Origin of the sequence: Alistipes ihumii AP11 (genome assembly GCF_025144665.1) — a bacterium.
In the GTDB taxonomy this organism is placed as follows: Bacteria; Bacteroidota; Bacteroidia; order Bacteroidales; family Rikenellaceae; genus Alistipes_A; species Alistipes_A ihumii.
In genome coordinates this window covers 1,756,044-1,781,640 of the sequence record NZ_CP102294.1, presented here as the reverse complement: position 1 = coordinate 1,781,640, position 25,597 = coordinate 1,756,044, and the positions used below count along the sequence as shown (strand labels likewise).

Sequence of the window (25,597 nt, the reverse complement as noted above, 5' to 3'; positions counted from 1 at the left end):
CCGCAGGCGAAGCGGCCGGAGGGAGAATTTCCGCGCGCCGGAGCTTTCCGGAGCATCCGCAGCGCCCGCCATGCAGGGACAAATGTAACTATTTTTTGCTCAAAGTGAAAGAGAAAGCGCTTCCTTCCCCCAACTTGCTGCGCAGCGTGATCCGCTCGCCGTGGGCTTCCAGAATATGCTTGACGATCGCCAGTCCGAGCCCCGTGCCGCCCTGCTCGCGCGAGCGGCTCTTGTCGACGCGGAAGAAGCGCTCGAATACGCGGGGAATATTCTCCTCGGCGATTCCGATTCCGTCGTCCTTTACCTCGACCAGCACGCGGTCGAACATATCCACGAAGCCGATCCGGGTCTCTCCGCCCTCGCGCCCGTATTTGATCGAGTTGCTGAGCAGGTTCGTTATGACCTGAGCGATGCGGCGGCGGTCGGCCGTTACCGGAACGGGCGGCTGGCCGTGCGGATTGCCTACCCGAATGCCGATCCGGCGACGGGCGGCGTCCATCTCGAGCGAATCGGCGATCTCGCGGACCAGCGCCACGACGTCGAAACACTCCTTCTCGAGAACCGGCGCCCCGGCCTCGAGTTTCGATATTTCCTCCAAATCGTCGACAATGTGAATCAGCCGGTCGATATTCTTCTCCGAGCGCTCGAGGTACTTGCGGTTGACCGCCTTGTCCTCGATCGCGCCGTCGAGCAGCGTCACGATATAGCCCTGCAACGTGAAGATCGGCGTCTTGATCTCGTGCGACACGTTGCCCAAGAACTCCTTTCGGTAACGCTCATTCTCCTTGAGGCGAGCGATTTCGCGGGCATTCTTCTCGGCCCAGCGGTTCAGCTCGTCCTCGATGTGGCCGACCGGATCGGCTTTCTGCGACAGCTCGTGCGTCCGGACGCTTTTCGACAGCAGAATCTGATAGATCGGCTTGATGCGGAACGCGACGAAACGGTTGAAAAAGAACCGGGAAGCCACGAAAACCGCCGCGAACATCAGCACCGGGACGACGACCAGCCATTTCCCTTCGCCCCGGGCCATCCACACGAGCAACGCGCCCGAAACCGCAGCGACGAGTCCGACGGCCGTTGCGGCGGCCGCGACGGTCCGGATTTTCAGTCTCACGGCTTATGCTTTGACGTAGCGCTCCATCAGGCGCGCGATATACTTGCCTACGATATCGAACTCGAGGTTGACCGTCGATCCGACCTTCAGCGCATGGAAATTGGTATGCTCGTAGGTATAGGGAATGATGGCGACCCGGAAAGCTCCCTCGCGCGAATCGACTACCGTCAGACTGACGCCGTTGACGGCTACCGAGCCTTTCTCGACCGTTACGTTACCCTGCGAAGGATCGTACTCGAAAGCGAAGTACCAGCTTCCGTCCGCCTCGTCGATCGCGGTGCAGCGCGCCGTCTGATCGACATGCCCCTGCACGATATGGCCGTCGAGCAGCGCGTCGGGCCGCATACTGCGCTCCAGATTGACCGGATCGCCGACACGGAGCCCCCCGAGATTCGATTTGAGCAGCGTCTCGCGGATCGCCGTGGTCGTGTACCGGTCGTCCTCGATCGATACGACCGTCAGGCAGACCCCGTTATGGGCGATGCTCTGATCGATTTTCAGTTCGTCCGTGAAAGGGCATTCGAGCGTGAAATGCCGGTTCCCGCCTTCTTCGCGGATCGCGGCGACGCGGGCTGTGGTTTCGACTATTCCAGAAAACATGGCTTGCTGTTGGTTTTTATGTCATCGGGCGCGAACCGCTTCGGAAAGTCACTCCGCATGGCCTGCCGACGAAAAAATTACAGATTCTTCTTCACGATAATGCCTTGTACGATGAACAGCTTGACGATATCGGACTTGCCGATGACGATCGGATCGTACTGCTGCGTATTGGCGGGCAGCAGCAGCAGCTCGGAGGGGTTGCTCCCGGCCCGTATCGCGCGGATGCCCTTGAACTGCTCGGTCACTACCAGGTAGGACTCGCCGGGCACGATCGACTCGACATTCCAGCGCTTGAGAATCACGATCGCTCCGGGCGCGATCTCGGGCAGCATGGCCGTCCCGATGTTCTGGGCGGCGATATCGCAGTTGTCGAATATCGGAATGCTGATGTAAAACTGCGGCGAGGGCAGGACCGTCTCGTCGACGGCCGCCAGAATATCCATGCCGTAATAGGGGACGCCTGCCTGAGAAGCAGAGGCCGCTACCTGCTCGACGAACATCTCGCCTTCGCCGGTCAGAAGCCACGCCTTGCTCACCGAAGGATACTTGGTGGTGATCAACGTAGCCAGATCCCGGCTGATCCCGTTGTTCCCTTTTTTGATTTGATACAGGTTCTCGCTCCGTTTCAACCCTATATTGAGTGCAAAAGAGTTGACGGAAAGGCCTGTCCATTTGATTACGCGCTCTAGCCTATGCCATGTATCCAGCATGGTGTGTCATTTTATTAATGCAAAAATACATTATTTGTTCCGATATATAGCAACGATTTAAATAATTTATTGTAATATCCGCCTGACGGACTCCGCGGGGCCAAACAGCGTCCACGCCATGCTACAATGCATTCAATTTGTTACAAATCAGCGTATTGAATTCAAAAATCAATGATTATCACAAGCCATCCGGCCTCTAAAGAGCGCCCGCACAGCAAGATGACACGAGGCATCGAGCAAGATTTGATACAAAAACGATGCGAAGAACTTTTCCGCAGGCTTTCGGCACCGGCAACCACCTTGTAGATAGTTTTCACGTTCTTTTTCCGCGGAGAAAAGCACAAAAATTTGTAATAACGCCGAAAATGTTGCAACTTTGTGCGCTGTACGATTCTGCCTCCGTAGTTCAATGGATAGAATGACAGATTCCGGTTCTGTTGATATGGGTTCGATTCCCGTCGGGGGTACAAGGCAACGATTCAAACGCTTGACTTATAATAAGTTGAGCGTTTGTTTTTTTTCAACAGGTACGACACAGGTAAAACATGGCATTTTTGTTTTCTCAAAAAATTTGTCAAGCGATTCACCGGTGATTTTTCGACGGATAACATGACGAGCCAACTCGGCTTGTTCAACTTTATTCGTAAGATTTTGTCTTTCGTCCAATGGCAAACTTATTTTTACCGTCGATAAAAATAAAAGAATATCGAAGCTTCGATAGTATTCGATGATTATCTTTGTATAAACCAAATATATTTAACCATGAATGATATAGATCAAATTATTGACAAGATAATAGAGTTCCGGAACGAAAGAGAGTGGGAACAGTTTCATAATCCCAAAGATTTGGCATTGGCACTATCCATTGAAGCCGCAGAGTTAAATCAACTGTTCCTTTGGAAATCTGCTGAAGAAGCGGACCGGGAACAAGTGAAAAAGGAATTGGCGGATGTCTTGAATTACGCCTTTCTGATCGCGGAAAAATATGGTTTCGACGTGAAGCAGATTATTTTTGACAAAATCGAAGAGAATGCGGTGAAATATCCTGTAAACAAATCAAAAGGAATTGCAAAAAAATACACCGAACTATGATTATATATCATCGTACCAAAGCCGAATTCCGTAAAGACGTTTTTGAAGATCGCATAGCCGTCATCGTAGAGGAAGAGCTTTACAAAAAAACATCAAAAAGAACATCGGATAATGAGTTCAGAGCATTTCGAAACTCGTTGGGATTTATGGAACGAGTACTAAACGATCCGAGCATTCCTGATGATGCCGGCATCTCAATCGAATATCATATTCCTCATACAGCCAAAAGAATCGACTTCATTATAGCGGGTTCAGACGGAAAGAACGACAATATCATAATCGTTGAGTTGAAACAATGGCAACATTGTGAAACAACAATACAGGACGGTATTGTCAAAACATTGTTGGGGGGGCATATGGTAAATACCACCCATCCTTCTTACCAAGCATACTCGTACGCATGTTTACTCAAATTTTTTAGTGCCGCTATCGAAGATGAGATGATAGGAGTATATCCTTGCGCATATCTCCATAATTACTCGGACGACGGTATTATCTCCAATAATTTTTACGACAATTATATTCGGGAGGCCCCCCTGTATTTTAGCTCGGACGCTCTCAAGCTTCGTAATTTCATAAAAAAACACATCAAAAAGGGGGACAAGTCCAATATTGTTTCCAGAATAGACAATGGAAAGATCAGACCTTCGAAAACACTTTCCAGCGCACTCCGGTCCATATTCAAGGGCAATCGTGAATTTATCATGATCGAAGAGCAGAAAGTCGTTTTCGAACGGGCAAAGGAATTGGCATTTTGTTCTACCCCCGAAAGTAAGAATGTTTTTATAGTGAAAGGTGGAGCGGGGACGGGCAAATCAGTCGTAGCGATAAACCTCCTTGTTGATCTTATTCAAAGAGGACAGCTGGCTCAATATGTTACCAAAACGAGTGCTCCTCGTGAAGTTTATTTTGAAATGCTATGCCGTGACCAGCCGCTTGTAGCTTTGAAAAAAATATTCGTCGGAAGCGGCTCGTTCGTAAATGCTCCTAAAAACTCAATCAGGACTCTTGTCGTAGATGAGGCTCACAGGCTCACAGAAAAGACCGGTTTCTTAAAACAGGGGGATAATCAAATACGGGAAATAATTTCAACTTCATTATGTTCCATATTTTTCATAGACGAGGATCAGAGAGTCCATATAGATGATTACGGTACAATTGATAACATTCGTCGTATCGCTCAGGAATGCGGAAGCACAGTAACGGAAGGAGAATTAGGTTCACAATTCAGATGTAATGGTGCAGATGGATATCTGGCATGGCTTGACAATGTTCTTAGTATACGTGAAACAGCCAATTATGATCTTAGCGGGACCGATTACGATTTCCGAATTTATGACTCTGCATCCGAACTGCGCGATGTCATTTTCGAAAAAAACAAGATCAACAACAAAGCAAGACTGGTGGCAGGTTATTGCTGGGATTGGGTAAGCGACAAAGATCCGAATGCATACGATATTGTCATTCCGGAAGATAATTTTCGAATGAAATGGAATCTTAAAACTTACGGATCAAAATGGATTATTGATCCTACGTCAATTAATGAAGTAGGGTGTATTCACACATGTCAGGGTTTGGAAGTAGATTACATAGGTGTAATAATCGGCAATGATTTGATTGTCCGTAACGGAGTTGTCCAAGTTAATCCTGCTGCGCGGTCAACAATGGACCGGAGTATCTTCGGGTGGAAAAAGCTCATGATGGAGGACAAAGAATCTGCAAAAAGAACTCTGAGAGCGATTATTAAAAATACCTATAAGACTCTTATGACAAGAGGCATGAAGGGGTGTTATATTTATTGTACGGATATGGAGACTCGCGAATATTTTAAAAAACGCATAGGACTGAATAAGGACGGTACATCCCTTCATTCATTACACCATCCGTTTGCGAACTCTATCAATTCTTGAAAATCAAAATATTGCAAGACTCATACCGGCCGAACATTTGACAATAAAAATCATATAAGGTCCGTGGAATACGACAATCCGCAGATCGGCACTGTCATGAGCGGATCTACGAACAGAGAAAACACTTGAGTATATTGATTCATAACAGATAAGGATAAGGTCCGGTTTGTTTTTTCTTTCTCATCGTTGTCAAGATCGAATTCGGTCCTTTCAATATCAGCTTGACATCGAATTATTGGTCCTGCCATGAAAATCATCATTCTTTGCCTTGATTAAAATAATATGTTTTTTTAGCTATGACAATCAATAAGATAATCCCATTCTTGCTATCTTATCTTTCATTCGTAAACGTTATGACGATTATCCAGCATCTCCATGTTCGATAATTACCGATCCGTTCGACTTTTTCCGTTTTATCGTCCCAATCGTCGGGCGAGACCGCTACGCAGGGAATACCTTTGTAGATCGATTTACGGTAATACGGAGATACACGGAAGCCACGGCAATTCGTTTTGTCTTGTCGAAAGACGGCTTTCACACTGCTCATCATACAAACTATTAGTTGTTGCAACCTAAAACGAATCGGTCATTTCCATGCGTCGAACGGCAATGGTCGCGCATGGATAAAATTTGCATATGATTGATTTATTGTAAAATATGTAAGATGCAAAGACAGCGAACTCACCTGCGTCGGAACTGTTGGGGGATACAAAGCAACATTTCAAACGCTTGGCCTTTCATAAGTCGAGCGTTCGTTTTTAACAGACACGACATAGGCACGGCATTTCCATCTTTCATCAGGTTCATTTGTCAGTATATCAATCGAATACACCGACAGACATAAGATTGCTATCGCCTTAGCCGAAACAAAGTATTCGTGACCTCAAACCGGTAATAAATCCCGTACAACACCTCCCCCCCCCGAAACCGCAGGATTCTCGAACGACCGGGGTTTCGACAGCGATCGGCCCGGCGGAAGCATAACGAACTACCGGCGGAAGACAGCGCGGGGAATTCGTATGCGACCGAGTTACGGGAGAGCCAAATACTTTTCCATGATATAATTCGTTAAAAGCACGCCTTGTCTTTCGACCTCCTGTCGCTTGACGACTCGGTAGCCGCGCCTTTCGAAAAAAGATTTTGCCGTAATCGAAGCGTGAACGCGGATGCATTCCACTTCGGCTTCGTTTTCGAGCCGGTCACATATTGCGGTTGCTATGCCTCGGCCTTGAAAATCCTTATGGACAAACAGTTTGTCCAGATATCCGGTTCTATCGATATCTCCGAAACCTACGACCAAATCGTTTCCCGTAACGACGTAGGCAATATGTCTCTGAAACGAGGCGTCCCATTCCTTCAAGTCGATACGACCCGTCGCCCACGCATTTACCTGTTCTTTGGTATAATCCTTTATGTTCACGGCGTGGACCGTTTCATAGAACAACCGGGATATCTGCCTTAAATTTACGGACTTGTATCGCCTGATTTCCATTTCGTCTGATTGCTATTTTCATTTGAATATACGAAAAATACGATCCGTAACGGGAAAGACATGATATATTTCAGCTTTTCGATGCGTGGACGGCATTCCCGGCGCCGTACTCGGAAAAATCAGGCTGCGTCGTGCGGATTCCCGATCTCAACGTGCGGAGCCTGATGTTTTGTCAGGACCGTCCGGGAGACGATAAGGACAAAGGATTGCCCCGCACCGGCAGTCCGGCCTGTCGCAGCCGTTGTCCCGGCGGTTGGAAATCCCGCCTAAAAAAACTATTTTTATCCCCGGACTAACAAACCGAAACGATGAAAAAAACGACCTTTGCGCGTCGGACATCCCTGTGGCTGACGCTCATGGCAATAACCTGCGCGCCGCTCGCGGCGCAGACCGGCCTCGGCTTCGGCTCGCTCAAGTGCGAGCAGGAGACCGATCCGGTCGGAATCGAAACTCCGTCGCCCCGTTTCAGTTGGCAACTGGTATCGCCCGAACGCGGATGCCGGCAGACCGCCTATCGCATCGTCGTGGCCGGAACGGAAAAGGACGCCGCTGCCGGCCGTGCTACGATGTGGGACAGCGGCAAGGTTCCCGGCGAACAGTCGTTGCTGATACCGTATGACGGGCAGCCTCTGGAAGCGGCCGAAACCTATTACTGGAGCGTCCGCGTCTGGGGACCGGACGGCAAGCCGTCGGCGTGGAGTCCGGCGCAGCGTTTCACGATGGGGCTGCCCGACCGCGAAGACTGGTCCGGGGCGCGGTGGATCGCGCTCGAGGAGGACGTCGACTCGCTGATCGTCATCAACGGCACGTTCGACACGGGTCCCGACAACCCGATCCTGGGCAACAAGCCGTTCGGGCGGAACAAGCTGCCGCTGCTGCGCCGCGAGTTCACGGTCGACAAGCCCGTGCGGCGGGCGACGGCCTATGTCTGCGGACTGGGCCAGTTCGAGCTGTTTCTCAACGGCGAGAAGACGGGCGACCACTTCCTCGATCCGGCCTGGACCAAGTTCGATAAGGAGGTGCAATACGTTTCGTTCGACGTGAGCGACCGGCTTCGGCAGGGCGCCAACGCGGTCGGCGCGATGCTCGGCAACGGATTTTTCAACATCCCGCGCGAGCGGTACAGCAAGTTCGCCGGATCGTACGGAGCGCCGAAGATGATCTTCAAGCTGCAGATCGAGTACGAAGACGGCACGCGACAGACGGTCGTCTCGGACGACTCGTGGAAGGCGGCGCCTGGACCGGTCACGTTCTCGAGCATTTACGGAGGCGAGGATTACGATGCGGGCCTTGCGCAGGCCGGCTGGACCTCGCCGGACTTCGACGACAGTTCGTGGAGCGCCGCCGTGCTCACGCGGTTCGACTCCCCGCTGCGCTCGCAGCGCACGACGCCGATCAAGATCCGCCAGCGGGTTCCGACCGTCCGCAAATATCGCAACTCGAAAGGCAACTACCTGTACGATCTGGGGCAGAACGCCTCGGGCATCGTCCGCCTGAGCGTGCGCGCTTCGGGCCGGCATACCGTGAGGATGTTTCCCGGCGAGCTCTGCCGCCCCGACAGCACGGTCAACCAGCGTTCGTCGGGCGGACCGGTGTTCTTCAGCTACACGACGCGCGGCGACGGCAGCGTCGAAAGCTGGCAGCCGCAGTTCACCTACTACGGTTTCCGCTACGTGGAAGTCGAGGGTGCGGTACCCGAGGGCGAGCCCAATCCGAACGGCCTGCCCGAGATCGTCGAGCTGACCGGGCTGCACACGACCAACTCGGCCGAGCAGGTCGGCACGTTCGAGTGCTCCAACCCGCTTTTCAATCAAATCTACACGTTGATCGACTGGGCTATCCGCAGCAACTTTTCCAGCGTATTCACCGACTGTCCCCACCGCGAGAAACTCGGCTGGCTCGAGCAGTCGCATCTGATCGGCCCGTCGATCCAATACGGCTACGATATCTCGCGGGCTTATCCGAAAATCGTCGGCGACATGGCGACGGCCCAGCACGAGGACGGAATGATTCCGACCATCGCGCCGCAGTACACCGTCTTCGCCGAAGGATTCCTCGACACGCCGGAATGGGGCAGCGCCTTCATCCTGCTGCCCTACTACCTCTACCGCTGGTACGGAGACGACCGGCCGATGCGCGAGAACTACGACCGGATGGCGGACTACATCGATTACCTGTCGTCGAAGGCCGACGGACATATCGTGGCCTACGGACTGGGCGACTGGTGCGACATAGGTCCCGCCGAGCCGGCCCATTCGCAGCTGACGTCGAACGGCGTCAGCGCGACGGCGATCTATTATTACGATATCTGCACGATGCGGCGGATCGCCGAGCATTTGGGCAAAACGGCCGACGCCGAGCGTTACGAATCGCTGGCCGCCGAGGTGAAAAAGGCGTTCAACGAGCGCTTTTTCGACCGCCGGACGCTCAAGTACGACCGCAACAGCCAAGCGGCCAACGCGATGGCGCTCTACATGGGACTCGCGGAACCCCAGTACGAGGAGGTCGTGCTGAAAAACCTGATCGACGACATCCGCGGCCGCGGCAATGCCGTGACGGCGGGCGACATCGGCTACCGCTACGTCGTGCAGACGTTGCAGGATCGCGGCGCTTCGGACGTACTGTTCGACATGAACAGCCGTTACGACGTGCCGGGCTACGGCTACCAGATCGCTATGGGCGAGACGGCGCTGGCCGAGTCTTGGCAGAGCCGCGATTACCTGTCGCACAACCACTGCATGCTCGGCCATCTCTACTCGTGGCTGTTCAGCGGCATCGGAGGCATCTCGCAGGAGTCCGGCTCGACGGCCTACAAGCGGATCGTGATCGATCCCCAGATCGTAGGCGATCTGCGCGATGCCCGCGTATCGTTCCGTTCGCCTTACGGACTGATCCGCAGCGAGTGGAAGGACGCGCCGGACGAGTTCGTGCAGACGATCGAAATACCCGCCAACGCTACGGCCCGTATTTGCCTGCCCGCGACCGATCCGGCGAAAGTCACCGAGAGCGGCAAGCCCGTATCGGGCCGCAAGGATATGGCCGTCGAAAGCGGAACGGACGGACGTATCGAACTGCATGTCGGCTCGGGCGTCTACCGGATCGCCGTCGAGAAATAGCCGGACCGGGCGTGCGGACCCGTTCCGGAGGAGAGTCTGCGTAACGTGTCGCCGATGCTTCGTAAGAAAAGTCCGCATGACCGCGAAACAAAGCCGATATCGGGGAATCCTGTGAGGGATTCCCCGATATTATCGTTTTTCACCCTTCCCCTTGACGAAAGACATGTCGTACAGACCGGTTTTCGTTGCGAGATTCCTTTCGTTCCAGAACTCGGGACGGGCGATCTCCTCGGCGCTTATTCCGGAAATTACGAGTCGACTTACTGGACCGCTTGCCGTTCGAGGTAGGCGTCGTACATGTCGAGTATCCACGCGTCGTTCTCCTTAGCCTCCTTCTTACGGACTTTTCCTTCGGGGCCTTTGAACCATTTCTTGCAGAACTCATGCAGCCCGGGATGCAGCTTGTCCATCAACATCGTGTTCACCAGCATGTAGGTGTAAACTACCTTATCGGGATCGTCGTGGAACCGGACGCCGTGAACGGTTTTCAATATCCGGCGGTTGATATTGCCCACCCGTTCCGTTGTCCAGATCTTCCACCAGTAGGTCGTAGCGTTCTTCCCGACTTTGTCCAGACAAACCAGCCGTCGGATCGTATTATAGCGATTACCGATGGAGGGCGAAGCGATGTCGAGCGCATCCCAATGGATCCCGTCGGGATTTTCCTCGGTTTTTTCCGCATAGTCGATGCATGTTACCTCGTCGGCCGTATACTTGACCGACTCTTTGTCATCGGGCGTTTTGGTGATTTTGAACGAATAGTTCTCTTTTTTCAGAAGAGCGCCATCGGCGTGCCAGCCGCTTTTGAGGTATCCTTCGACTTTCTCGCCGGATTTGAGCGTAACGATCACGCGGCGGAACTCCTGATCCTCGGGTTTCTTCGCCTCCGCCCGGAAAACGGTGCCGAAGGCAATGAACGCGGTCACTACGAAAAGAATCGTTCGTTTCATACATCGATTGTTTTTAAGGTTATCGTTTCGTCGGATTGTAGTCTTGCAACATCAGCACGGTCTTGCTACGGCTGGCGTTCGAATGCCGGATACGCTCCGCCAGTGCGGGATCGTCGTCGACATAGCGGGCGACACGCTCGCGAAAGGCGTCCTTCGAGTTACGGTTGGCGCCGCCCACGTCCCGGAATCCGTCCCCGCCGTGCTTTTGCAGGAAGTATGCCGTGCGGGACTGACTGAAAGTCCGCTGTTTTTGCCATATCTGGATACCTCCGTCGGTGTCGATGCCGTAACCTTTCTTCGACCAGACGCAAACCCTGATATGGGGCGTTTCAAGATAAACCCACATCCAGCCCGGATCGGCGGCGGGGATGAATTTGCGAAGATATTCCGGCGTTTTCGGATGCCAGCAGACGACCGAATCGACCGAATCGGCCCGGAAGACCTCTTTCGTCTTCGTCCTGCGGAAAGCGTCACGGAACAGTTTCAGCGGACCCGATTTCTTCGGCAGCTTTATCCGGTCGTTGCCCGTGCATTCGACGACCGTGCCGTTCTTGAGGTAGATGCGTCCTTCGACAAGCGAGGCCGCAGGGGCTGCAAATGCCGTCGCTGCACATAGCAGCGCCAGCAGGACCGTTCTTTTCATCCGTTCATTACGTTGTTTTTCAAACAGATTTCAAGGAGAAATCGCTGTAAATATAATACATAATGACGTTTTAAACGTTGGTTAAAAACTATAACGGGCAGGAGAGGATAACGAGTTTTGCAAAAAGCAAACAGCCTATTTATAAACAACTGATAATAAAAACAGTACATGTAAAAAGAGGATATTTATGAAAAATATTATAGAAAAAACCGCATAAACCAACGCAAATTCGGTATAGGGAGAGAAGACTTCTTCGGGGCAGGACGGTTTCTCTGTCCGACCGGTATACGGTCCGCATACGTTCCGGAGCTTTGCGCCCGCCGTTTTTCGTTCCGTTCGCTCCGGTCATAAAAGACGGGCGGCTCCCTGAAAACGCGGAGCCGCCCGTTCGGCCGAATCGACCGGAAAGGTTAGTCGTCCTTATCCGTATCGGCGTATGCCTTGAGCAACTTTTCCTGCACGTCGGAAGGCACTTGTTCGTACGAGGCGAATTTCATCGAATAGGTCGCGCGGCCGTTGGTCAGCGAGCTGAGCGTCGTCGAGTAGCGGTACATCTCCGCGAGCGGAACGCGGGCCACCAGCCGCTCGAATCCCTTGTCGCTGCTCATGCCCTCGATCATGGCCCGGCGATTCTGCAGGTCGCTCATCACGTCGCCCATGCGGTCCGAAGGCACGAGTACCTCGACCGAGTAGATCGGCTCCATGATTTTCGGCCCGGCCTTCTTGAAGGCTTCCTTGAATGCGTTGCGGCCCGCCAGCTTGAACGACAGCTCGTTCGAGTCGACCGGATGCATCTTGCCGTCGTAGACGACCACGCGGATGTCGCGGGCATAGGAGCCCGTGAGCGGCCCTTCCTCCATTTTCTCCATGATTCCTTTCAGAATCGCGGGCAGGAAGCGGGCGTCGATCGCTCCGCCGACGATCGCGCTGTAGAACATCAGCTTGCCGCCCCACGGCAGATCGACCTCTTCTTTGCTCTTGATGTTGAGCACCAGCTCGCGGCCGTCGATCTTGTAGCGGCTCGGCTCGGGCATGCCCTCGACATAGGGCTCGATCACGAGCCATACCTCGCCGAACTGGCCAGCGCCGCCCGACTGTTTCTTGTGCCGGTAGTCGGCCGCAGCCACTTTCGTGATCGTTTCCCGGTAAGGGATTTTCGGAGCGAAAAATTCGACCTCCATCTTATTCTGGTTCGCGAGCTGCCACTTCAGGATATTCAGATGATGCTCTCCCTGTCCCTGCACGATCGTCTGCTTGAGCTCCTTGGAGTATTCGACCAGAATCGTCGGGTCCTCGAAGTGCGCCCGGTTCAGCAGCTCGCCGAGCTTCTCGTCCTCGCCGGTCTTGAGCGGGCGCACGGCGGCCCGGTAGCGAGGTTCGGGGAATCGGATCGGCTCGATCCGGATGTCGGCGCCCGGCGAGCAGAGCGTCTGGTTCGTCTTGGTCCCTTTCAGTTTGACCGTGCAGCCGATGTCGCCCGCTTCCATTTCGGTCACTTTGACGCGGTTCTTGCCCGCCACGGCGAACAGTTGCGATATTTTTTCCTTGTTGCCCGTCTTCGAGTTGACCAGCTCCATGCCTTCGGTCACCTTCCCCGACACGACGCGAAAGAACGTCATTTCGCCCAGATGCGGTTCGACGGCGCTCTTGAAGACGAACAGCGAGGTCGGAGCCGAACTGTCGGCCGCGATCTCGCGCCCGTCCGTCGTCTTGAAAGCGGGCGCCTTGATCGGACCGGGCGCTACGTTGATGATGAATTCCATCAGCCGCTTGGCCCCTATGTCGCGCTTGCCCGAAGCGCAGAACACCGGGATCAGGTCGCGCTTGGCGAGTCCCAGCTTCAGACCCGAACGCAGCTCGTCCTGCGTCAGTACGCCCTTGTCGAAATAGAGCTCCATCAGCGCCTCGTCGTTCTCGGCGGCCGCCTCGGTCAGGATGCGGTTCAGCTCGGCGGCCCGTTCCATTTCCGACTCGGGGATTTCGAGCTCCTCGCGTACGCCGGTATCGCCCTTGAAACGATACATTTTCATCAGCAGCACGTCGACGAACGCGTCGAAGCCGGGCCCCGGATTGACCGGATACTGCACGACGACCGGCGTGACCTGCGAGGCCGCCTTCAGCGAATCGAGCGTTCCCTCCCACGACGCCTTTTCATGGTCGAGCTGGTTGATGACCGCGATGATCGGCTTCTCGTGCCGCCGGGCATAGCGCGCCTGAATTTCCGTTCCGACCTCGAACCCGTTCTGGGCGTTGAGGAGCATCACGCCCACGTCGGCCACCCGGAACGCCGAGAACAGTCCGCCGCAGAAGTCGTCCGAGCCCGGCGTGTCGATGATGTTCAGCTTGCGCCCCATGTACTCAGCGAACAGGATCGTCGGATAGATCGAGCGTTTATAAAGGTGCTCCACGTCGGTGTAATCCGAGAGCGTGTTGTCGTTTTCGACGCTTCCGCGCCGGTCGATCACCCCTCCGTCGAAAGCCATCGCCTCGGCCAGCGTGGTCTTGCCAGAGCCCGAGGCGCCGAGCAGGACCACGTTCTTGATGTCGTGTGTCGTGTACGTCTTCATAATTCGATAAGCTGTTTTAGGTTGAACTTTTTAAGATTTCAGGCAGTACAAGGTGCTTTAAATTTAAGAAATTAAACGCAAACCCGCAATACCCGGCCGAAGATTCGCCCGTCTGTCGCAGCTGCGCGCACGGCCCGTGCGACGGGCCGGACTTCCGGCAGTTGGCCGTTCGTATGAACAATCGGCGCGCGGCCGGTCTTCCGGTACGGCCGCCCATATCCTTTTCGGCTGTCCGAAGTTCGTGGCGATGCGTTGTCGCAGTGAATAAAAAAACGTAGCTTTGCAGGAAAAGACCGAACGACAGATGAAACTCCTGCGAACGCTCGTTTTCGCCTCGGTATGGCTCGCGCTTCCGTCGTGCGCCTCGGTCGGCCGGTTCTCGGCGTCGGAGGCCGCAACGATCGGCGCGGAGCCGGGCGAAGGCGCGATGCGCGTGCTCAAAACGACCGATGGCGGCGACTCGCTTCGGCTGCGCGGCCGAAGCGGGCGGATCGGCCGCGCATGGCTCGGCGATCCGCTGTATGCCCGCCTGAAGCGGCGCATGCTCTGTACGGTGAACGACCCGGCCGACCCGGGCGTCGGGATCGCAGCGCCTCAGGTAGGCGTATCGCGACGTCTCATCGCCGTGCAGCGCTTCGACCGGGAGGGCGAGCCGTTCGAGTTCTACGCCAATCCCCGCATCGTGCGGTATGCGGGCGAAACGGTCCGGAGTCCCGAAGGATGCCTGTCGATTCCCGGGAAGATCGACACGGCCGTGCGCCGGGAACGGGTCGTGCTGCGCTACCGGGACGGGCAGAGCGGAAAGCGCCGGCGGGAATACGTATCGGGATTCACGGCCGTCGTATTCCAACACGAGATCGATCATCTGAACGGTATTCTGTTCATCGACCGGACTCCGGACCGCGCGGCCGGGAACCGCCGGCATAAATCCTCGAAACCATGAGCGTCTTGCTGATCGTACTGGCCGTACTGTGCATTCTGGTCGGCATAGCGGGCTGTATTCTGCCGGTTCTGCCCGGCCCTCCGCTGAGCTTCGTCGCATTGCTGCTGATGCGCTGGAGCGGAGCGGCGGAGTTCGACAGCCGTTTCCTGACGATCTGGGGGCTCGCGACGCTCGCGGTCACGGTGCTCGACTACCTGCTGCCGGCTTGGCTGGCGCGTCGGTTCGGCGGCTCGAAACAGGCGGCCCGAGGCTCGCTCGTAGGGTTGATCGTCGGCATGGTATTCTTTCCGCCGGCCGGACTGATCGTCGGCGCTTTCGTCGGCGCCTTCGTCGGCGAACTGATCCATGACGGCAGCGACAAGCTCAGGGCGCTCAGGGTCGCGGTCAGTTCGTTCGCCGCCTTCATTCTCGGTACCGGGATGAAGCTGGCCGTGTCGCTCGCGATCGGATTCTACGTCATCCGCGCGCTGTTCGTCTGACATGACAGTCTGCGGCGGCATTCCGGTCGGACCGGAGAAGCTCCTCGTCACAGGGGCCGTTTGCCCGGGGCTAATACTCGAAAAAGGGGATCGTATCGATCACCGGAATGCCGAGCGCCGCGAGCTCCCGAACGGCCCGGTCGTAATAGAGACCGCTTTCGAGCACACGGTGGTCGTGGGCATCGATGCCGACGATCGCCGTGCATCCCTCGTCGGCCGCAATCCGCCAGAAATCCGGGTGCGGAACTCCGGCCACGCCGTGCGCCTCGTTGTAAGCGATCATCGAAACGTTGTACTCGAGCGGCATACGGAGCCGCGAGGCCCGGCGGCATATCTCGCGGCCGATGCGGGCGCAGTGCCCGTCGAATCGCCCGTAGCTGCGCATGAACAGGTCGGGGTGCGCCAGATAGGCGTACAAGCCGGTTTCCATGCCCCGGATCGCGCTTTCCGCATACAGATCGAGCATTTCGGCGGAACGGGTGTCCGAGCCGAAATAGGGATAGCGCTCATCGGTCCGGTAGAAATGATTCCCGAAAATGACGTAGTCGAGGCGGTACTCGCGGATCGTGTCGCGCAACCAGGGCATGTAGTCCTCGAAATACTCGCATTCCAGCCCGAGGCGCAATTCGATCCGCCCTGCATAGCGCCTCTGGAGCGAGCGGACGCTCCGCACGTAATCGGGAAGCGCGTCGAGCGGCATCCTAATCGGCGAGACGAAGTCCGAGGCATAACTCCAAGGCGTATGATCCGAAAAGCCGAGCACGCGATAGCCTCCCCGGATCGCGCTCCGCACGTACTGCTCGTCTTCTCCCGATGCGTGTCCGCAACGGGCCGTATGGGTGTGAAAGTTCGTTTTCTGCATTCCGGCCGTCGGGTCGGGCGAAGTGCCTTCCCGCAGCGACGGCAAAATTAATTTCTTTATCTTTGCCGGGCAATCCCTGCGCTGTAACTATTACGAAAAACGACCGAATGATCAAAGCTCTTTTTCTGGATATCGACGGAACGCTGGTCAGCTTCGAGACTCACCGGGTCGGCGAGCCGACCCGAAACGCGCTGGCCGAGGCACGGCGCCGGGGCCTGCTGCTCTTCATAGCCACCGGCCGCCACCGCTGCGACCTGAACAATCTGGGGGACCTCGCCTTCGACGGCTACGTGACGCTCAACGGGCAGTATTGCTACGACGCGCGGGGCGTGATCTATCGCCGCAGCATCGATCCGAACGACATCCGCACGGCGGTCGGACTGATCGAAAGGGAGCCTTTTCCGTGCCTGTTCATCGAGGAGGACCGGATGTACATCAACTGCGCCGACGACAATTTCCGGGCCGCGCAGCGACTGCTCAACTTCGGCGATCCGCCCGTCGAGAGTCCGTCCCGGGCCTTGCGTACCGATATCTTCCAGCTCATGCCGTTCATCGGCCCCGAGCGCGAGCCGTGGCTGATGGAGCGGCTGCCCCGCTGCCGGTCGACGCGGTGGAATCCCTATTTCATGGATGTCGTGCCCGAGGGCGGGAGCAAGAGCGTCGGTATCGACGCGATCTGCCGCTCGTTCGGCATCGCGCCGGACGAAACGATGGCTTTCGGCGACGGCCAGAACGACATCGAGATGCTGCGCCATGCGGGTATCGGAGTCGCCATGGGCAATGCGGCCGAGGAGGTACAGGCGGCGGCCGACTACGTGACCGCGAGCGTCGACGAGGATGGAGTGGGCCGGGCGCTCCGGCATTTCGGACTGATCTGACGCCCCGGCCCGCCCGGAAATTCCGGGCGGGCCGCCGAACCGTGCACGACGGACGGAAAACGCTTCGGCCCGCGCCGCGGGAAAGCGGATTGCGATTGCCGCAACGGATGAACGGAATACTGCCGGGCGGCAACCGTCGCAACGGAAAAATCCGTACTTTTGGATCGCGACGGCCTGCCTTCGCAAAACGGGAAACACGGTTCCGCGAGCGAAGCCCGGGCATGCCGCCGCAACGACGAAAACAGCGAAACGATGTCCGACAGAAAACACGGCTGCCGCGGGAAGGTCGACGGGCAGCCGACCGAACTGGACCGCAGGGTCCTCGAAATGGCCCGTCGGGGCTGCCTCGTTCCCGGCCGGGAGCTCGTCAAGACGCCCGAGCAGATCGAGGGCATCCGCCGCAGCGGAGCGGTCAACACGGGCGTTCTCGACTGCGTGGCCGCGATGATCGGCCCGGGCGTGTCGACCGCCGAGATCGACCGGGCCGTCTACGACTACACGACCTCGCACGGAGCGATCCCGGCTCCGCTGAACTACGAAGGCTTCCCCAAAAGCGTCTGCACGTCCGTGAACGACGTGGTCTGCCACGGCATCCCGAGCGAGCGGGAGATTCTCCGCGACGGCGACATCGTCAATGTCGACGTATCGACGATTCTCGACGGATACTATTCCGACGCCTCGCGCATGTTTCTGATCGGCAACGTCTCGCCCGAGCGGCGGAGACTGGTCGAAGTGACGCGCGAATGTCTCCGCATCGGCATGGAGGCCGCCCGGCCGTTCGGCTTCGTCGGCGACATAGGCCATGCGATTCAGCGCCACGCCGAAAAGAACGGCTATTCGGTCGTCCGCGAACTGTGCGGACACGGAGTCGGGCTGGCGTTTCACGAGGAGCCGGACATAGAGCATTTCGGCCGGCGCGGCACGGGCATGGTGCTGGTGCCCGGCATGGTATTCACGATCGAACCGATGATCAACATGGGCTCGCGCAGCATCTTCATCGACGAGGCCGACGGCTGGACGGTCCTGACCGACGACGGGCTGCCTTCGGCCCAGTGGGAGCATACGTTCGTGATGACCGAAAGCGGGCCGGAAATTCTGACTTACTGAGACTCCGCCCGGCCGACTCGAGCCGAAGCGTGGCGAGTCCGACGCGAAACGGTTTCCGCGCACCGGTTCCGCCCGCACGAGATCGCAAACATTTTTCCCTGTGTCCATAACATAGCGGGAATAACGGTTCTCGCAGATGCGAGAACCGTTATTATCGTATACGGAGCGAATAAGGGGCAGACCGGTAGTCCGCCCCGGTCGGATACAGCCGCGTACGCCGACGATTCCGCTACCTGGCACGATACAAATCCGTTCCTGAAAGACAAAGGAAAAAACGAGCCGGCCGGCAAGCATGCCGCAAGTCGCGCTGCGGACCGCCGGGCCGAGACGCGACGATCGCTTTCATCCCGGAAAGGCGCTCCCGCTGCCGCGGGGTCCCCGTGTTTCAAAACAAGGTTCGGCGCAGAACAGGGGAACCTGTCCCCCGTCCGCTACCGGACCAGTTTCCATGTCCGTTTCCAACGGCTCATGAGCCACACCAGCGCCGCGCTGACCGCGAAAGCGCAGCAGGCCGTCAGCACGATGCGCGCGAGCACCGGAAGCGAACCGATCGTTCCGATCAAGTCGTAACCGATCTGCACGAAAATGAAATGACACAAATAGATGCCGAAGGTCAGCGATGCCAGACGCGCGAGCCATCGGCGTGGTTTCAGCCGCAGTTTCCGCACGACGAGAAAGACCGGGAACGTCATCAGAAAGACGTTGATGCCCGTAAAGTACCAAACGATCTCGAGGTAGGCGTAGTTGCCCGGAAAGCGGCTCTGCATGGCCAGATAGCCGAATGCCGTGACCGCATAGCCGGCCGCGAACATCGGGATGCCGAGCGCGAGCGTGCGCCGCCAGCTCCATGCAGGAGGGTATTTGACCAGATAATAGGCCAGCACCAGATAGCCGGCGAATCCCGACACATAGTAGAACGTGCCGTAGGGATTCCAGTCGCAGACGCCCAGAATCCCCGGATTTCCGTAATTGCCCGCATAGCCGAGCATGGGCGCCGCCATGCCTATGTACGGAAGTACGAGCGTTGCGCCCCACAGCCACAGCGCGAACTTCAGGTCGCGGCGGGAGGCTTGTTGCAGCCAGACGCTCAGAATCGGCATGATCAGGTACAGTCCGACCAGCATGTAAAGATACCAGAGCGGCGTGGTGTCATAGTTGAAATTGAAAACGAACGTATAGAGCTTGGTCAGCGTGGCCCGCAGCGTATGATCCTCCATCACGACCTGAGGATTCGACGTCGTTCCGCCGCAGTTCAGATAAACGCAGTAGAGCGCGGGCAGCGCCAGCGACCAGAACACCAGCGGAAGTGCGATTCTCCCGATCCGCTTGCGGTAGAAAGCGGACATGCCGGTCTGCACGGGCAACAGCAGCACGCCGGTCATCATGACGAAAAGCGGCACGCAGCACCGGACCGTGCTCCCCGTGAACATGCCCGTGAGAAATGCGCTGCGGTCGGCGTCGAACTGCGCGACGAACGGGTCGCAGCAGTGCGAAAGCACGACCAGAAAGCAGGCCAGCACGCGCAGCAGGTCGATCCAGCCTAAGTGTTCCTTCGTCGTAGTCTCCATAAGTTCGGGTTAGTTGTGCTCGGGCGATAACCGGCAGAAACCGCCGGGCGAACCGCATTCGTCCGGCGGCTTTCCGGATCCGGTTTCCCGTCGGAGCGGGAATCTTCGTCGGCCGGCCTTCATGCAAATATAGGATTTTTTCCCTGACGGGCAAGAGCGGCGGAGACCGGCTCTTCCGAAAAGCCGAGCCGCCGGCCGAGCCGAGGCCACGATTCATACGCGAGTGTTTCCGCTGGAAACGACCGTTCGGCTACGGTGCAAGACATTTTTCCCTGTACGGGTTGCCGAATCCGATCATTCTTGCTATTTTTACTCCCGCAACCGCATGCGTTCCCCGCGTGCGGAGCAAGCGCCCCTCGTGCTCGTCCGAACCCGTCGGAACAGCCCGGCGAAGCCGGAGGGGCCCGAACCCGTAAAACGAAAGCTATGAAAACGACTATTTGCGCCGCTGCGCTCGCCCTGCTGCTCGGCACGGTCTGCTACGGGCAGAAACGGATGTCGCAGCCTGCCGCTGCAAGCGGAGCGTCCTGCCAGTCGGTGTACAACGTCCGCGACTTCGGCGCCAAAGGCGACGGTAAGGCGGACGACACGAAAGCGATCCAGTCGGCGCTCGACCATGCGATCGATCACGGCGGCGGTACGGTCTACTTCCCCAACGGCCGCTACCGCCTGGCCACGATGCAGGAGAACTATCGGGTCAAGGCGCACCTGATCGTCAAGCCCAAGAAAAGCCCGGGCAAGCGGGATTACGTGATGATCCGCCTGCGGGGCGAAACCTGCGTCGTCACGCCCTGTTCGTACGCCAACCATACGGGCGAAGACCGTTCGGAGGTGTGGGACAACGGGACGGTGCTGTTCTCCGACGTGCTGGGAGAGCCTCAGACCGATCCGGCGGCCACGCCCGCCTGCATTCTGGCGGCCGGAACGGGATCGAACCTCTACAGCCTCAACCAGGCCGTGATCCGCATCGAGGATCTGGCCTTTCAGGCGAAGGCCGAGGAAGGGAAATACCCCTATCTGTCGGGTATCAACATGGCTTACGCGGCTACCGTGTACACCAATAACGTACTGATTTACTCGTCGGTCCGCAACACCGCCCTGACGGCTCCGTCGAAAGACGGTCATTATTCGGCCGGCTTCATCGGTCCCCGGCTGTGGTGCAACCCCGAGCAAGGACTGAGGAACGTATACGTCAAGAGCGCGTTCCGTTACGGATTCGTCTTCTCGGAGCACATGAACGGCAACGACCTGTCGGCATGGGACTGCGAGAATGCCTTTGTCTTTTCCAAGATGGATCACTCCTGCTGGTTCGGCCGCATCCACGCCCAGAATTGCAAGAACATCCTGACGTCGCTTGACACGGATTTCGCGGGTCACACGCGCGGGGCCTCTTTCTTCCGCATCGAGCAGGTCGGCATCGAGGTGAACAGCGGACAAGTGCCTTACGACTTCAACTACGAGTATTTCGTGCTCGATCCCGACAACCTGCTCTACGGATCGTTCGAGTACCATATCGTCCGGTCGAACGTCGGAGCCGACAACTCCTGCTTCCGGGCCGAGGGCGGAGCCAACCTCCGGGCGACCGCCACGTTCTGACGGAGAACGGTAAAGTATCCTGATCCCTGCTTCCCCGCGGGCCGGTACGCTTCGGCAAGTTCCCGGAAGCGTTTCCCGCTCCGGAGAAATTCGTTCGCAACGAACGGCATGAAGGGCCCCCGCATCAAGAACGCAGACCGACAAGCGCTTTCAGTGCTACCGAAATGAACATAGAAGAATTCAGGACATACTGCCTCTCTTTCCCGGGCGCATGCGACAAGATGCCGTTCGACAAAGCGGCCTCGGAGTACGACCGGGAACTGCTCGTGTTCTGCGTGCGGGACAAATGGTTCTGTTTCGTCCATATCCGCGAGTTCGATTTCTGCTGTCTGAAGTGCGACCCGGACGAGGCGATCGATCTGCGGGACCGCTACGAGGGCATAGAGCCCGGCTACCATATGAACAAACGGCATTGGATCAACGTCCGTTTCGACCGGGATGTTCCCGACAGCGAAATCAGAAGGCTCGTCCGACGATCGTATGAGCTCGTGGTCGGTCGTTCGGACCGAAAGCGGTAAGCGACTGCAGCCGGACGAGTCGGAGGAAGAACGGTCCGTTGCCGTGGTTCGAATAGGGGTGCGAGCAAACCGGCCGGAGCATCCGGGCAGCGGGAAAACTCCCGATAATCCAGCTTTTAGGTCCCAGACCGAACGGGACGAAGCCCGCTCGGCCGTTCGCCGGAGACGACGGAGTTCCCGACGGACGATCGCGCGAGCCGAGGCGATTGCCGCTTTGCAGGTAAAACGTTTGTCGGACGGGCTGTGAAACGGCCAAAAGGAAATCGGCAGAACTTTCGTTGCGGGTGATTCTTTCCGTTCGGCCGGAGCGACGATCTGCGGTTTCGGAACGCGCTTCCCCAAAAATCGTAGAATCGCATTTCGCCATTTCGATGATACGGGTTCTATGATCCGTAAAACGGATACAAGCGCTATGTCCGTACCCGCTATTTTTGCAAAAGGAGAATCATAGGTGACAAGGGAATGAAATATATCTTTGTAAATTCGAATTAAACAGACGAGGCATGTTGCGAAAAATCAGAATAACGCTCGCCGTCCTTTGTTTCGTGCCGGTCACGCTGCTGTTTCTCGATTTCACGGGAACGATCCATGCATGGTTCGGCTGGCTGGCCAAGATTCAGTTCCTGCCTGCGGTACTGGCCCTGAATCTCGGCGTCGTGGCGGCGCTCGTATTGCTCACGCTGCTGCTGGGACGCATTTATTGTTCGGTCGTTTGTCCGTTGGGCGTGATGCAGGACGTGTTCGGCCGGCTGGGAAGACGGCGCCGGAAAAACCGCTATTCCCATTCGCCGGCGTTGTCGTGGCTGCGCTATACGGTGCTTTCGCTGTTCGTCGTAGCGCTCGCGGCGGGCGTAGGCTCCGTCGTGGCGCTGTTGGACCCGTACGGAGCTTACGGGCGTATCGCTTCGAATCTTTTCGCGCCGCTTTGGCAGTGGGGCAACAACCTGCTGGCCGGCTTCGCCGAAAGGGCCGGCAGCTACGCTTTCTACCGGACGGATGTCTGGATCAAGAGCCTGCCGACCTTTGCGATCGCTGTCGCCATGTTCGCGGCGCTGGCCGTTCTGTCGTGGCGGAACGGTCGTACCTACTGCAACACGATTTGCCCGGTAGGTACGGTGCTCGGGTTCCTTTCCCGCTTTTCGCTGCTGCGGCCGGTCATCGACGTTACGAAATGCAACGGTTGCGGACAATGCGCCCGCCGGTGCAAGGCGGCGTGTATCGACAGCCGGGAGCATAAGATCGATTATTCGCGCTGTGTCGCCTGCATGGATTGCATCGATCAATGCCGGCGCGGAGCGATCCGGTACAAGCGCCGTCGGAGTACGGCCGTACCGGTCTCGGACGGCGGCAGGGAGGCCGATCCCGCCCGAAGGCGCTTTCTGACCGGTCTGAGTCTGTTCGCCGCGGCATCCGTGGCGAGGGCGCAGGAGAAAAAAGTGGACGGCGGCCTGGCCGTCATCGCGGACAAGAAGATTCCGAACCGCGCCACCCCGATCGTGCCTCCCGGCGCGCAGAGCCTCCGTCACATGACCGCGCACTGCACGGGCTGCCAGCTTTGCGTGTCGGTATGTCCTTCGGGCGTGCTGCGCCCTTCGACCGCGCTGACGACGTTCATGCAGCCCGTGGCCTCGTACGAGCTCGGCTACTGCCGGCCCGAATGTACGAAATGTTCGGAAGTATGTCCGACGGGCGCGATTCTGAAAATCACGGCGGCAGACAAGTCGGCCATCCAGATAGGTCATGCCGTATGGGTCAGGGAAAACTGCGTTCCGCTGACGGACGGCGTGAAATGCGGCAACTGCGCCCGCCATTGTCCGACGGGCGCGATCGTCATGGTAGCTTCCGATCCCGCTATGCCGGATTCGCCCGAAATTCCCGTCGTGAACGTCGAGCGCTGCATCGGCTGCGGAGCTTGCGAAAACCTTTGTCCGGCACGCCCTTTCAGCGCCATTTACGTCGAGGGGCATGCGAGACACCGTATCGTATAATCTGTCAAGGCGACTTTCTATGGGAGCACGAGATAAGGAAATGAACCGCCGCGATTTTCTGAAAATCGTGGGAATCAGCGCGGCCGCGACTACGGCCGCATGGGCCGGCTGCAGCCCGGAGAATAACCCGGTGTCGGGCGGTCGGGCGGCCCGGACGGCCGTTCCGACCGACCGGATGACTTACCGTACCAACGACAAAAAGGGCGATCGCGTGTCGCTGCTCGGCTACGGGTGTATGCGCTGGCCGACTCTCCCTTCGCCCGACGGCCGGGGGAACGTGATCGACCAGGATGCGGTCAACGAGCTGGTGGACTATGCCATAGCTCACGGAGTGAACTATTTCGATACGTCGCCCGTGTACGTGCAAGGCTGGTCGGAAAAATCGACCGGGATCGCCCTGAAGCGTCATCCCCGCGAAAAATTCCTGATCGCCACCAAGCTGTCTAACTTCGCCAACCATACCCGCGAGAACTCGATAGCCATGTATCGGAAGTCCTTCGAGGACCTGCAGGTGGACTATATCGACTACTATCTGCTGCATTCGATCGGCAACGGCGGAATCGACACGTTCCGCGCCCGCTATATCGACAACGGGATGCTGGACTTTCTGCTCGGAGAGCGGGAAGCGGGCCGTATCCGCAATCTGGGATTTTCTTTCCACGGAACGGTGGACGTCTTCGACGAGGTGCTGGCGATGGACGAGCGGGCGCATTGGGATTTCGTGCAGATTCAGCTCAATTACGTGGACTGGAAGCATGCGTCGGGAAACAACGTCGATGCCGAATATCTGTACGGGGAGCTGGCGAAGCGCGACATTCAGGCGATCATCATGGAACCGCTGCTCGGCGGACGGCTCTCGAACGTGCCCGATCACATCGCCGCGCATCTCAAGCAGCGCCGGCCCGAAGCGAGCGTCGCCTCGTGGGCGTTCCGCTTCGCCGGCTCGCCGGAAAAGGTACTGACCGTGCTGAGCGGCATGACCTATCTGGAGCATCTGCAGGACAACCTGCGCACCTATTCGCCGCTCGAACCGCTTACCGACGAAGACAGGGAGTTTCTCGAACAGACCGCGCAACTGCTGCTGCGTTACCCGACCGTTCCCTGCAACGATTGCCAATACTGCATGCCGTGTCCCTACGGATTGGACATTCCGGGCATTCTGCTGCATTATAACCGGTGCGTCAACGAAGGGAACGTACCTTCCTCGTCGCAGGACGACAACTACCGCCGGGCGCGGCGGGCGTTCCTCGTAGGCTATGACCGTTCGGTTCCCCGGCTGCGTCAGGCGAGCCACTGCATCGGATGCGGACAATGCATTCCCCATTGCCCTCAGAGCATCGATATCCCGAAAGAGCTGCACCGCATCGACCGGTTCGTGGAAGACCTCAAGCAGGGGCGCGAATTTTAGGAAGACGCGCGATTCTCCTCGGAGCCGGAGCGCGTATTCAGGAAGCGCGGGTTTTC

20 protein-coding genes and 1 tRNA gene are annotated in these 25,597 nt (G+C 57.2%); 12 read left to right on the top strand and 9 right to left on the bottom strand.

The window, feature by feature from the left end; translation table 11 throughout:
- Window positions 1–88 precede the first annotated feature (88 nt).
- The 3 genes from NQ491_RS07215 to NQ491_RS07205 all read right to left on the bottom strand — a co-directional run bounded on the left by NQ491_RS07215 (window position 89) and on the right by NQ491_RS07205 (window position 2,424).
- The gene (locus NQ491_RS07215; RefSeq protein WP_019246263.1) at window positions 89–1,114 is read right to left on the bottom strand and encodes a sensor histidine kinase; all 1,026 of its coding nucleotides are present in this window, start codon (window positions 1,112–1,114) and stop codon (window positions 89–91) included.
- A 3-nt stretch (window positions 1,115–1,117) separates the two neighbouring features.
- The gene (locus tag NQ491_RS07210) at window positions 1,118–1,714 is read right to left on the bottom strand and encodes a riboflavin synthase (RefSeq protein ID WP_019246262.1); all 597 of its coding nucleotides are present in this window, start codon (window positions 1,712–1,714) and stop codon (window positions 1,118–1,120) included.
- Window positions 1,715–1,791: 77 nt separating this feature from the next.
- On the bottom strand, window positions 1,792–2,424 hold the full coding sequence (locus NQ491_RS07205) for a S24/S26 family peptidase (protein WP_026089703.1): 633 nt from the start codon (window positions 2,422–2,424) through the stop codon (window positions 1,792–1,794).
- Window positions 2,425–2,819: 395 nt separating this feature from the next.
- Here NQ491_RS07205 and NQ491_RS07200 point away from each other — a divergent pair.
- From NQ491_RS07200 to NQ491_RS07190, 3 genes are all read left to right on the top strand, one after another.
- Window positions 2,820–2,891, top strand: a tRNA-Arg gene (locus NQ491_RS07200).
- A 295-nt stretch (window positions 2,892–3,186) separates the two neighbouring features.
- Complete coding sequence (locus NQ491_RS07195) at window positions 3,187–3,516, top strand: nucleotide pyrophosphohydrolase (protein WP_019246260.1); 330 nt, start codon at window positions 3,187–3,189, stop codon at window positions 3,514–3,516.
- On the top strand, window positions 3,513–5,426 hold the full coding sequence (locus NQ491_RS07190; RefSeq protein ID WP_019246259.1) for a DUF2075 domain-containing protein: 1,914 nt from the start codon (window positions 3,513–3,515) through the stop codon (window positions 5,424–5,426). Before NQ491_RS07195 ends, NQ491_RS07190 begins: the two co-directional genes overlap by 4 nt.
- A gap of 1,030 nt (window positions 5,427–6,456) precedes the next feature.
- On the opposite strand, the gene NQ491_RS07185 is transcribed toward NQ491_RS07190, so the two are convergent.
- Entirely contained in the window at window positions 6,457–6,846 is a 390-nt protein-coding gene (locus NQ491_RS07185; protein ID WP_198283037.1) for a GNAT family N-acetyltransferase, read from the bottom strand.
- A 380-nt stretch (window positions 6,847–7,226) separates the two neighbouring features.
- Here NQ491_RS07185 and NQ491_RS07180 point away from each other — a divergent pair, with 380 nt between their 5' ends.
- Window positions 7,227–10,034 carry a family 78 glycoside hydrolase catalytic domain gene (locus NQ491_RS07180; protein ID WP_019246257.1) on the top strand — a complete coding sequence of 936 codons (2,808 nt, stop codon included), beginning with the start codon at window positions 7,227–7,229 and terminating at the stop codon, window positions 10,032–10,034.
- 260 nt (window positions 10,035–10,294) lie between these two features.
- On the opposite strand, the gene NQ491_RS07175 is transcribed toward NQ491_RS07180, so the two are convergent.
- The 3 genes from NQ491_RS07175 to NQ491_RS07165 all read right to left on the bottom strand — a co-directional run bounded on the left by NQ491_RS07175 (window position 10,295) and on the right by NQ491_RS07165 (window position 14,194).
- On the bottom strand, window positions 10,295–10,984 hold the full coding sequence (locus NQ491_RS07175) for a hypothetical protein (protein ID WP_019246256.1): 690 nt from the start codon (window positions 10,982–10,984) through the stop codon (window positions 10,295–10,297).
- A 19-nt stretch (window positions 10,985–11,003) separates the two neighbouring features.
- A complete protein-coding gene (locus NQ491_RS07170) occupies window positions 11,004–11,627 on the bottom strand; it encodes a hypothetical protein (RefSeq protein ID WP_019246255.1) in 624 nt (207 codons plus the stop codon).
- Window positions 11,628–12,037: 410 nt separating this feature from the next.
- The gene (locus NQ491_RS07165) at window positions 12,038–14,194 is read right to left on the bottom strand and encodes an elongation factor G (protein ID WP_019246254.1); all 2,157 of its coding nucleotides are present in this window, start codon (window positions 14,192–14,194) and stop codon (window positions 12,038–12,040) included.
- A 304-nt stretch (window positions 14,195–14,498) separates the two neighbouring features.
- Here NQ491_RS07165 and NQ491_RS07160 point away from each other — a divergent pair, with 304 nt between their 5' ends.
- Both NQ491_RS07160 and NQ491_RS07155 read left to right on the top strand, forming a co-directional pair.
- Window positions 14,499–15,137 (top strand): peptide deformylase, encoded by a 639-nt coding sequence (locus NQ491_RS07160; RefSeq protein ID WP_019246253.1) that lies wholly within the window; start codon window positions 14,499–14,501, stop codon window positions 15,135–15,137.
- Window positions 15,134–15,616 carry a DUF456 domain-containing protein gene (locus NQ491_RS07155; protein ID WP_019246252.1) on the top strand — a complete coding sequence of 161 codons (483 nt, stop codon included), beginning with the start codon at window positions 15,134–15,136 and terminating at the stop codon, window positions 15,614–15,616. The genes NQ491_RS07160 and NQ491_RS07155 overlap by 4 nt, the downstream gene beginning before the upstream one ends.
- 70 nt (window positions 15,617–15,686) lie before the next feature.
- Here NQ491_RS07155 and NQ491_RS07150 read toward each other — a convergent pair whose 3' ends face one another.
- Window positions 15,687–16,478, bottom strand: a complete 792-nt coding sequence (locus tag NQ491_RS07150; RefSeq protein ID WP_026089702.1) for a histidinol-phosphatase — start codon at window positions 16,476–16,478, stop codon at window positions 15,687–15,689.
- Window positions 16,479–16,585: 107 nt separating this feature from the next.
- On the opposite strand from NQ491_RS07150, the gene NQ491_RS07145 reads away from it, so the two are divergent.
- Both NQ491_RS07145 and map read left to right on the top strand, forming a co-directional pair.
- Complete coding sequence (locus NQ491_RS07145) at window positions 16,586–17,356, top strand: Cof-type HAD-IIB family hydrolase (RefSeq protein WP_019246250.1); 771 nt, start codon at window positions 16,586–16,588, stop codon at window positions 17,354–17,356.
- A 252-nt stretch (window positions 17,357–17,608) separates the two neighbouring features.
- Window positions 17,609–18,463 (top strand): type I methionyl aminopeptidase, encoded by an 855-nt coding sequence (gene map, locus NQ491_RS07140; RefSeq protein ID WP_026089701.1) that lies wholly within the window; start codon window positions 17,609–17,611, stop codon window positions 18,461–18,463.
- A gap of 431 nt (window positions 18,464–18,894) precedes the next feature.
- Here map and NQ491_RS07135 read toward each other — a convergent pair whose 3' ends face one another.
- Window positions 18,895–20,031 (bottom strand): acyltransferase, encoded by a 1,137-nt coding sequence (locus NQ491_RS07135; RefSeq protein ID WP_019246248.1) that lies wholly within the window; start codon window positions 20,029–20,031, stop codon window positions 18,895–18,897.
- Between the two features lie 426 nt (window positions 20,032–20,457).
- On the opposite strand from NQ491_RS07135, the gene NQ491_RS07130 reads away from it, so the two are divergent.
- From NQ491_RS07130 to NQ491_RS07115, 4 genes are all read left to right on the top strand, one after another.
- Window positions 20,458–21,627, top strand: a complete 1,170-nt coding sequence (locus tag NQ491_RS07130) for a glycosyl hydrolase family 28-related protein (RefSeq protein WP_019246247.1) — start codon at window positions 20,458–20,460, stop codon at window positions 21,625–21,627.
- Window positions 21,628–21,791: 164 nt separating this feature from the next.
- Complete coding sequence (locus NQ491_RS07125; protein WP_019246246.1) at window positions 21,792–22,145, top strand: MmcQ/YjbR family DNA-binding protein; 354 nt, start codon at window positions 21,792–21,794, stop codon at window positions 22,143–22,145.
- 503 nt (window positions 22,146–22,648) lie between these two features.
- On the top strand, window positions 22,649–24,133 hold the full coding sequence (locus tag NQ491_RS07120; RefSeq protein ID WP_019246245.1) for a 4Fe-4S binding protein: 1,485 nt from the start codon (window positions 22,649–22,651) through the stop codon (window positions 24,131–24,133).
- Between the two features lie 19 nt (window positions 24,134–24,152).
- Window positions 24,153–25,541 (top strand): aldo/keto reductase, encoded by a 1,389-nt coding sequence (locus NQ491_RS07115; protein WP_019246244.1) that lies wholly within the window; start codon window positions 24,153–24,155, stop codon window positions 25,539–25,541.
- Window positions 25,542–25,597: the final 56 nt, after the last annotated feature.

What these genes read in the sequence shown, in the direction of transcription:
- NQ491_RS07170 (WP_019246255.1), bottom strand. Translation starts at nt 11,627, where the DNA reads ATGAAAAGAACGGTCCTGCTGGCGCTGCTATGTGCAGCGACGGCATTT.
- NQ491_RS07175 (WP_019246256.1), bottom strand. Translation starts at nt 10,984, where the DNA reads ATGAAACGAACGATTCTTTTCGTAGTGACCGCGTTCATTGCCTTCGGC.
- NQ491_RS07115 (WP_019246244.1), top strand. Translation starts at nt 24,153, where the DNA reads ATGGGAGCACGAGATAAGGAAATGAACCGCCGCGATTTTCTGAAAATC.
- map (WP_026089701.1), top strand. Translation starts at nt 17,609, where the DNA reads ATGTCCGACAGAAAACACGGCTGCCGCGGGAAGGTCGACGGGCAGCCG.
- NQ491_RS07145 (WP_019246250.1), top strand. Translation starts at nt 16,586, where the DNA reads ATGATCAAAGCTCTTTTTCTGGATATCGACGGAACGCTGGTCAGCTTC.
- NQ491_RS07180 (WP_019246257.1), top strand. Translation starts at nt 7,227, where the DNA reads ATGAAAAAAACGACCTTTGCGCGTCGGACATCCCTGTGGCTGACGCTC.
- NQ491_RS07120 (WP_019246245.1), top strand. Translation starts at nt 22,649, where the DNA reads ATGTTGCGAAAAATCAGAATAACGCTCGCCGTCCTTTGTTTCGTGCCG.
- NQ491_RS07195 (WP_019246260.1), top strand. Translation starts at nt 3,187, where the DNA reads ATGAATGATATAGATCAAATTATTGACAAGATAATAGAGTTCCGGAAC.
- NQ491_RS07205 (WP_026089703.1), bottom strand. Translation starts at nt 2,424, where the DNA reads ATGCTGGATACATGGCATAGGCTAGAGCGCGTAATCAAATGGACAGGC.
- NQ491_RS07150 (WP_026089702.1), bottom strand. Translation starts at nt 16,478, where the DNA reads ATGCAGAAAACGAACTTTCACACCCATACGGCCCGTTGCGGACACGCA.
- NQ491_RS07125 (WP_019246246.1), top strand. Translation starts at nt 21,792, where the DNA reads ATGAACATAGAAGAATTCAGGACATACTGCCTCTCTTTCCCGGGCGCA.
- NQ491_RS07155 (WP_019246252.1), top strand. Translation starts at nt 15,134, where the DNA reads ATGAGCGTCTTGCTGATCGTACTGGCCGTACTGTGCATTCTGGTCGGC.
- NQ491_RS07160 (WP_019246253.1), top strand. Translation starts at nt 14,499, where the DNA reads ATGAAACTCCTGCGAACGCTCGTTTTCGCCTCGGTATGGCTCGCGCTT.
- NQ491_RS07165 (WP_019246254.1), bottom strand. Translation starts at nt 14,194, where the DNA reads ATGAAGACGTACACGACACACGACATCAAGAACGTGGTCCTGCTCGGC.
- NQ491_RS07210 (WP_019246262.1), bottom strand. Translation starts at nt 1,714, where the DNA reads ATGTTTTCTGGAATAGTCGAAACCACAGCCCGCGTCGCCGCGATCCGC.
- NQ491_RS07190 (WP_019246259.1), top strand. Translation starts at nt 3,513, where the DNA reads ATGATTATATATCATCGTACCAAAGCCGAATTCCGTAAAGACGTTTTT.
- NQ491_RS07130 (WP_019246247.1), top strand. Translation starts at nt 20,458, where the DNA reads ATGAAAACGACTATTTGCGCCGCTGCGCTCGCCCTGCTGCTCGGCACG.
- NQ491_RS07135 (WP_019246248.1), bottom strand. Translation starts at nt 20,031, where the DNA reads ATGGAGACTACGACGAAGGAACACTTAGGCTGGATCGACCTGCTGCGC.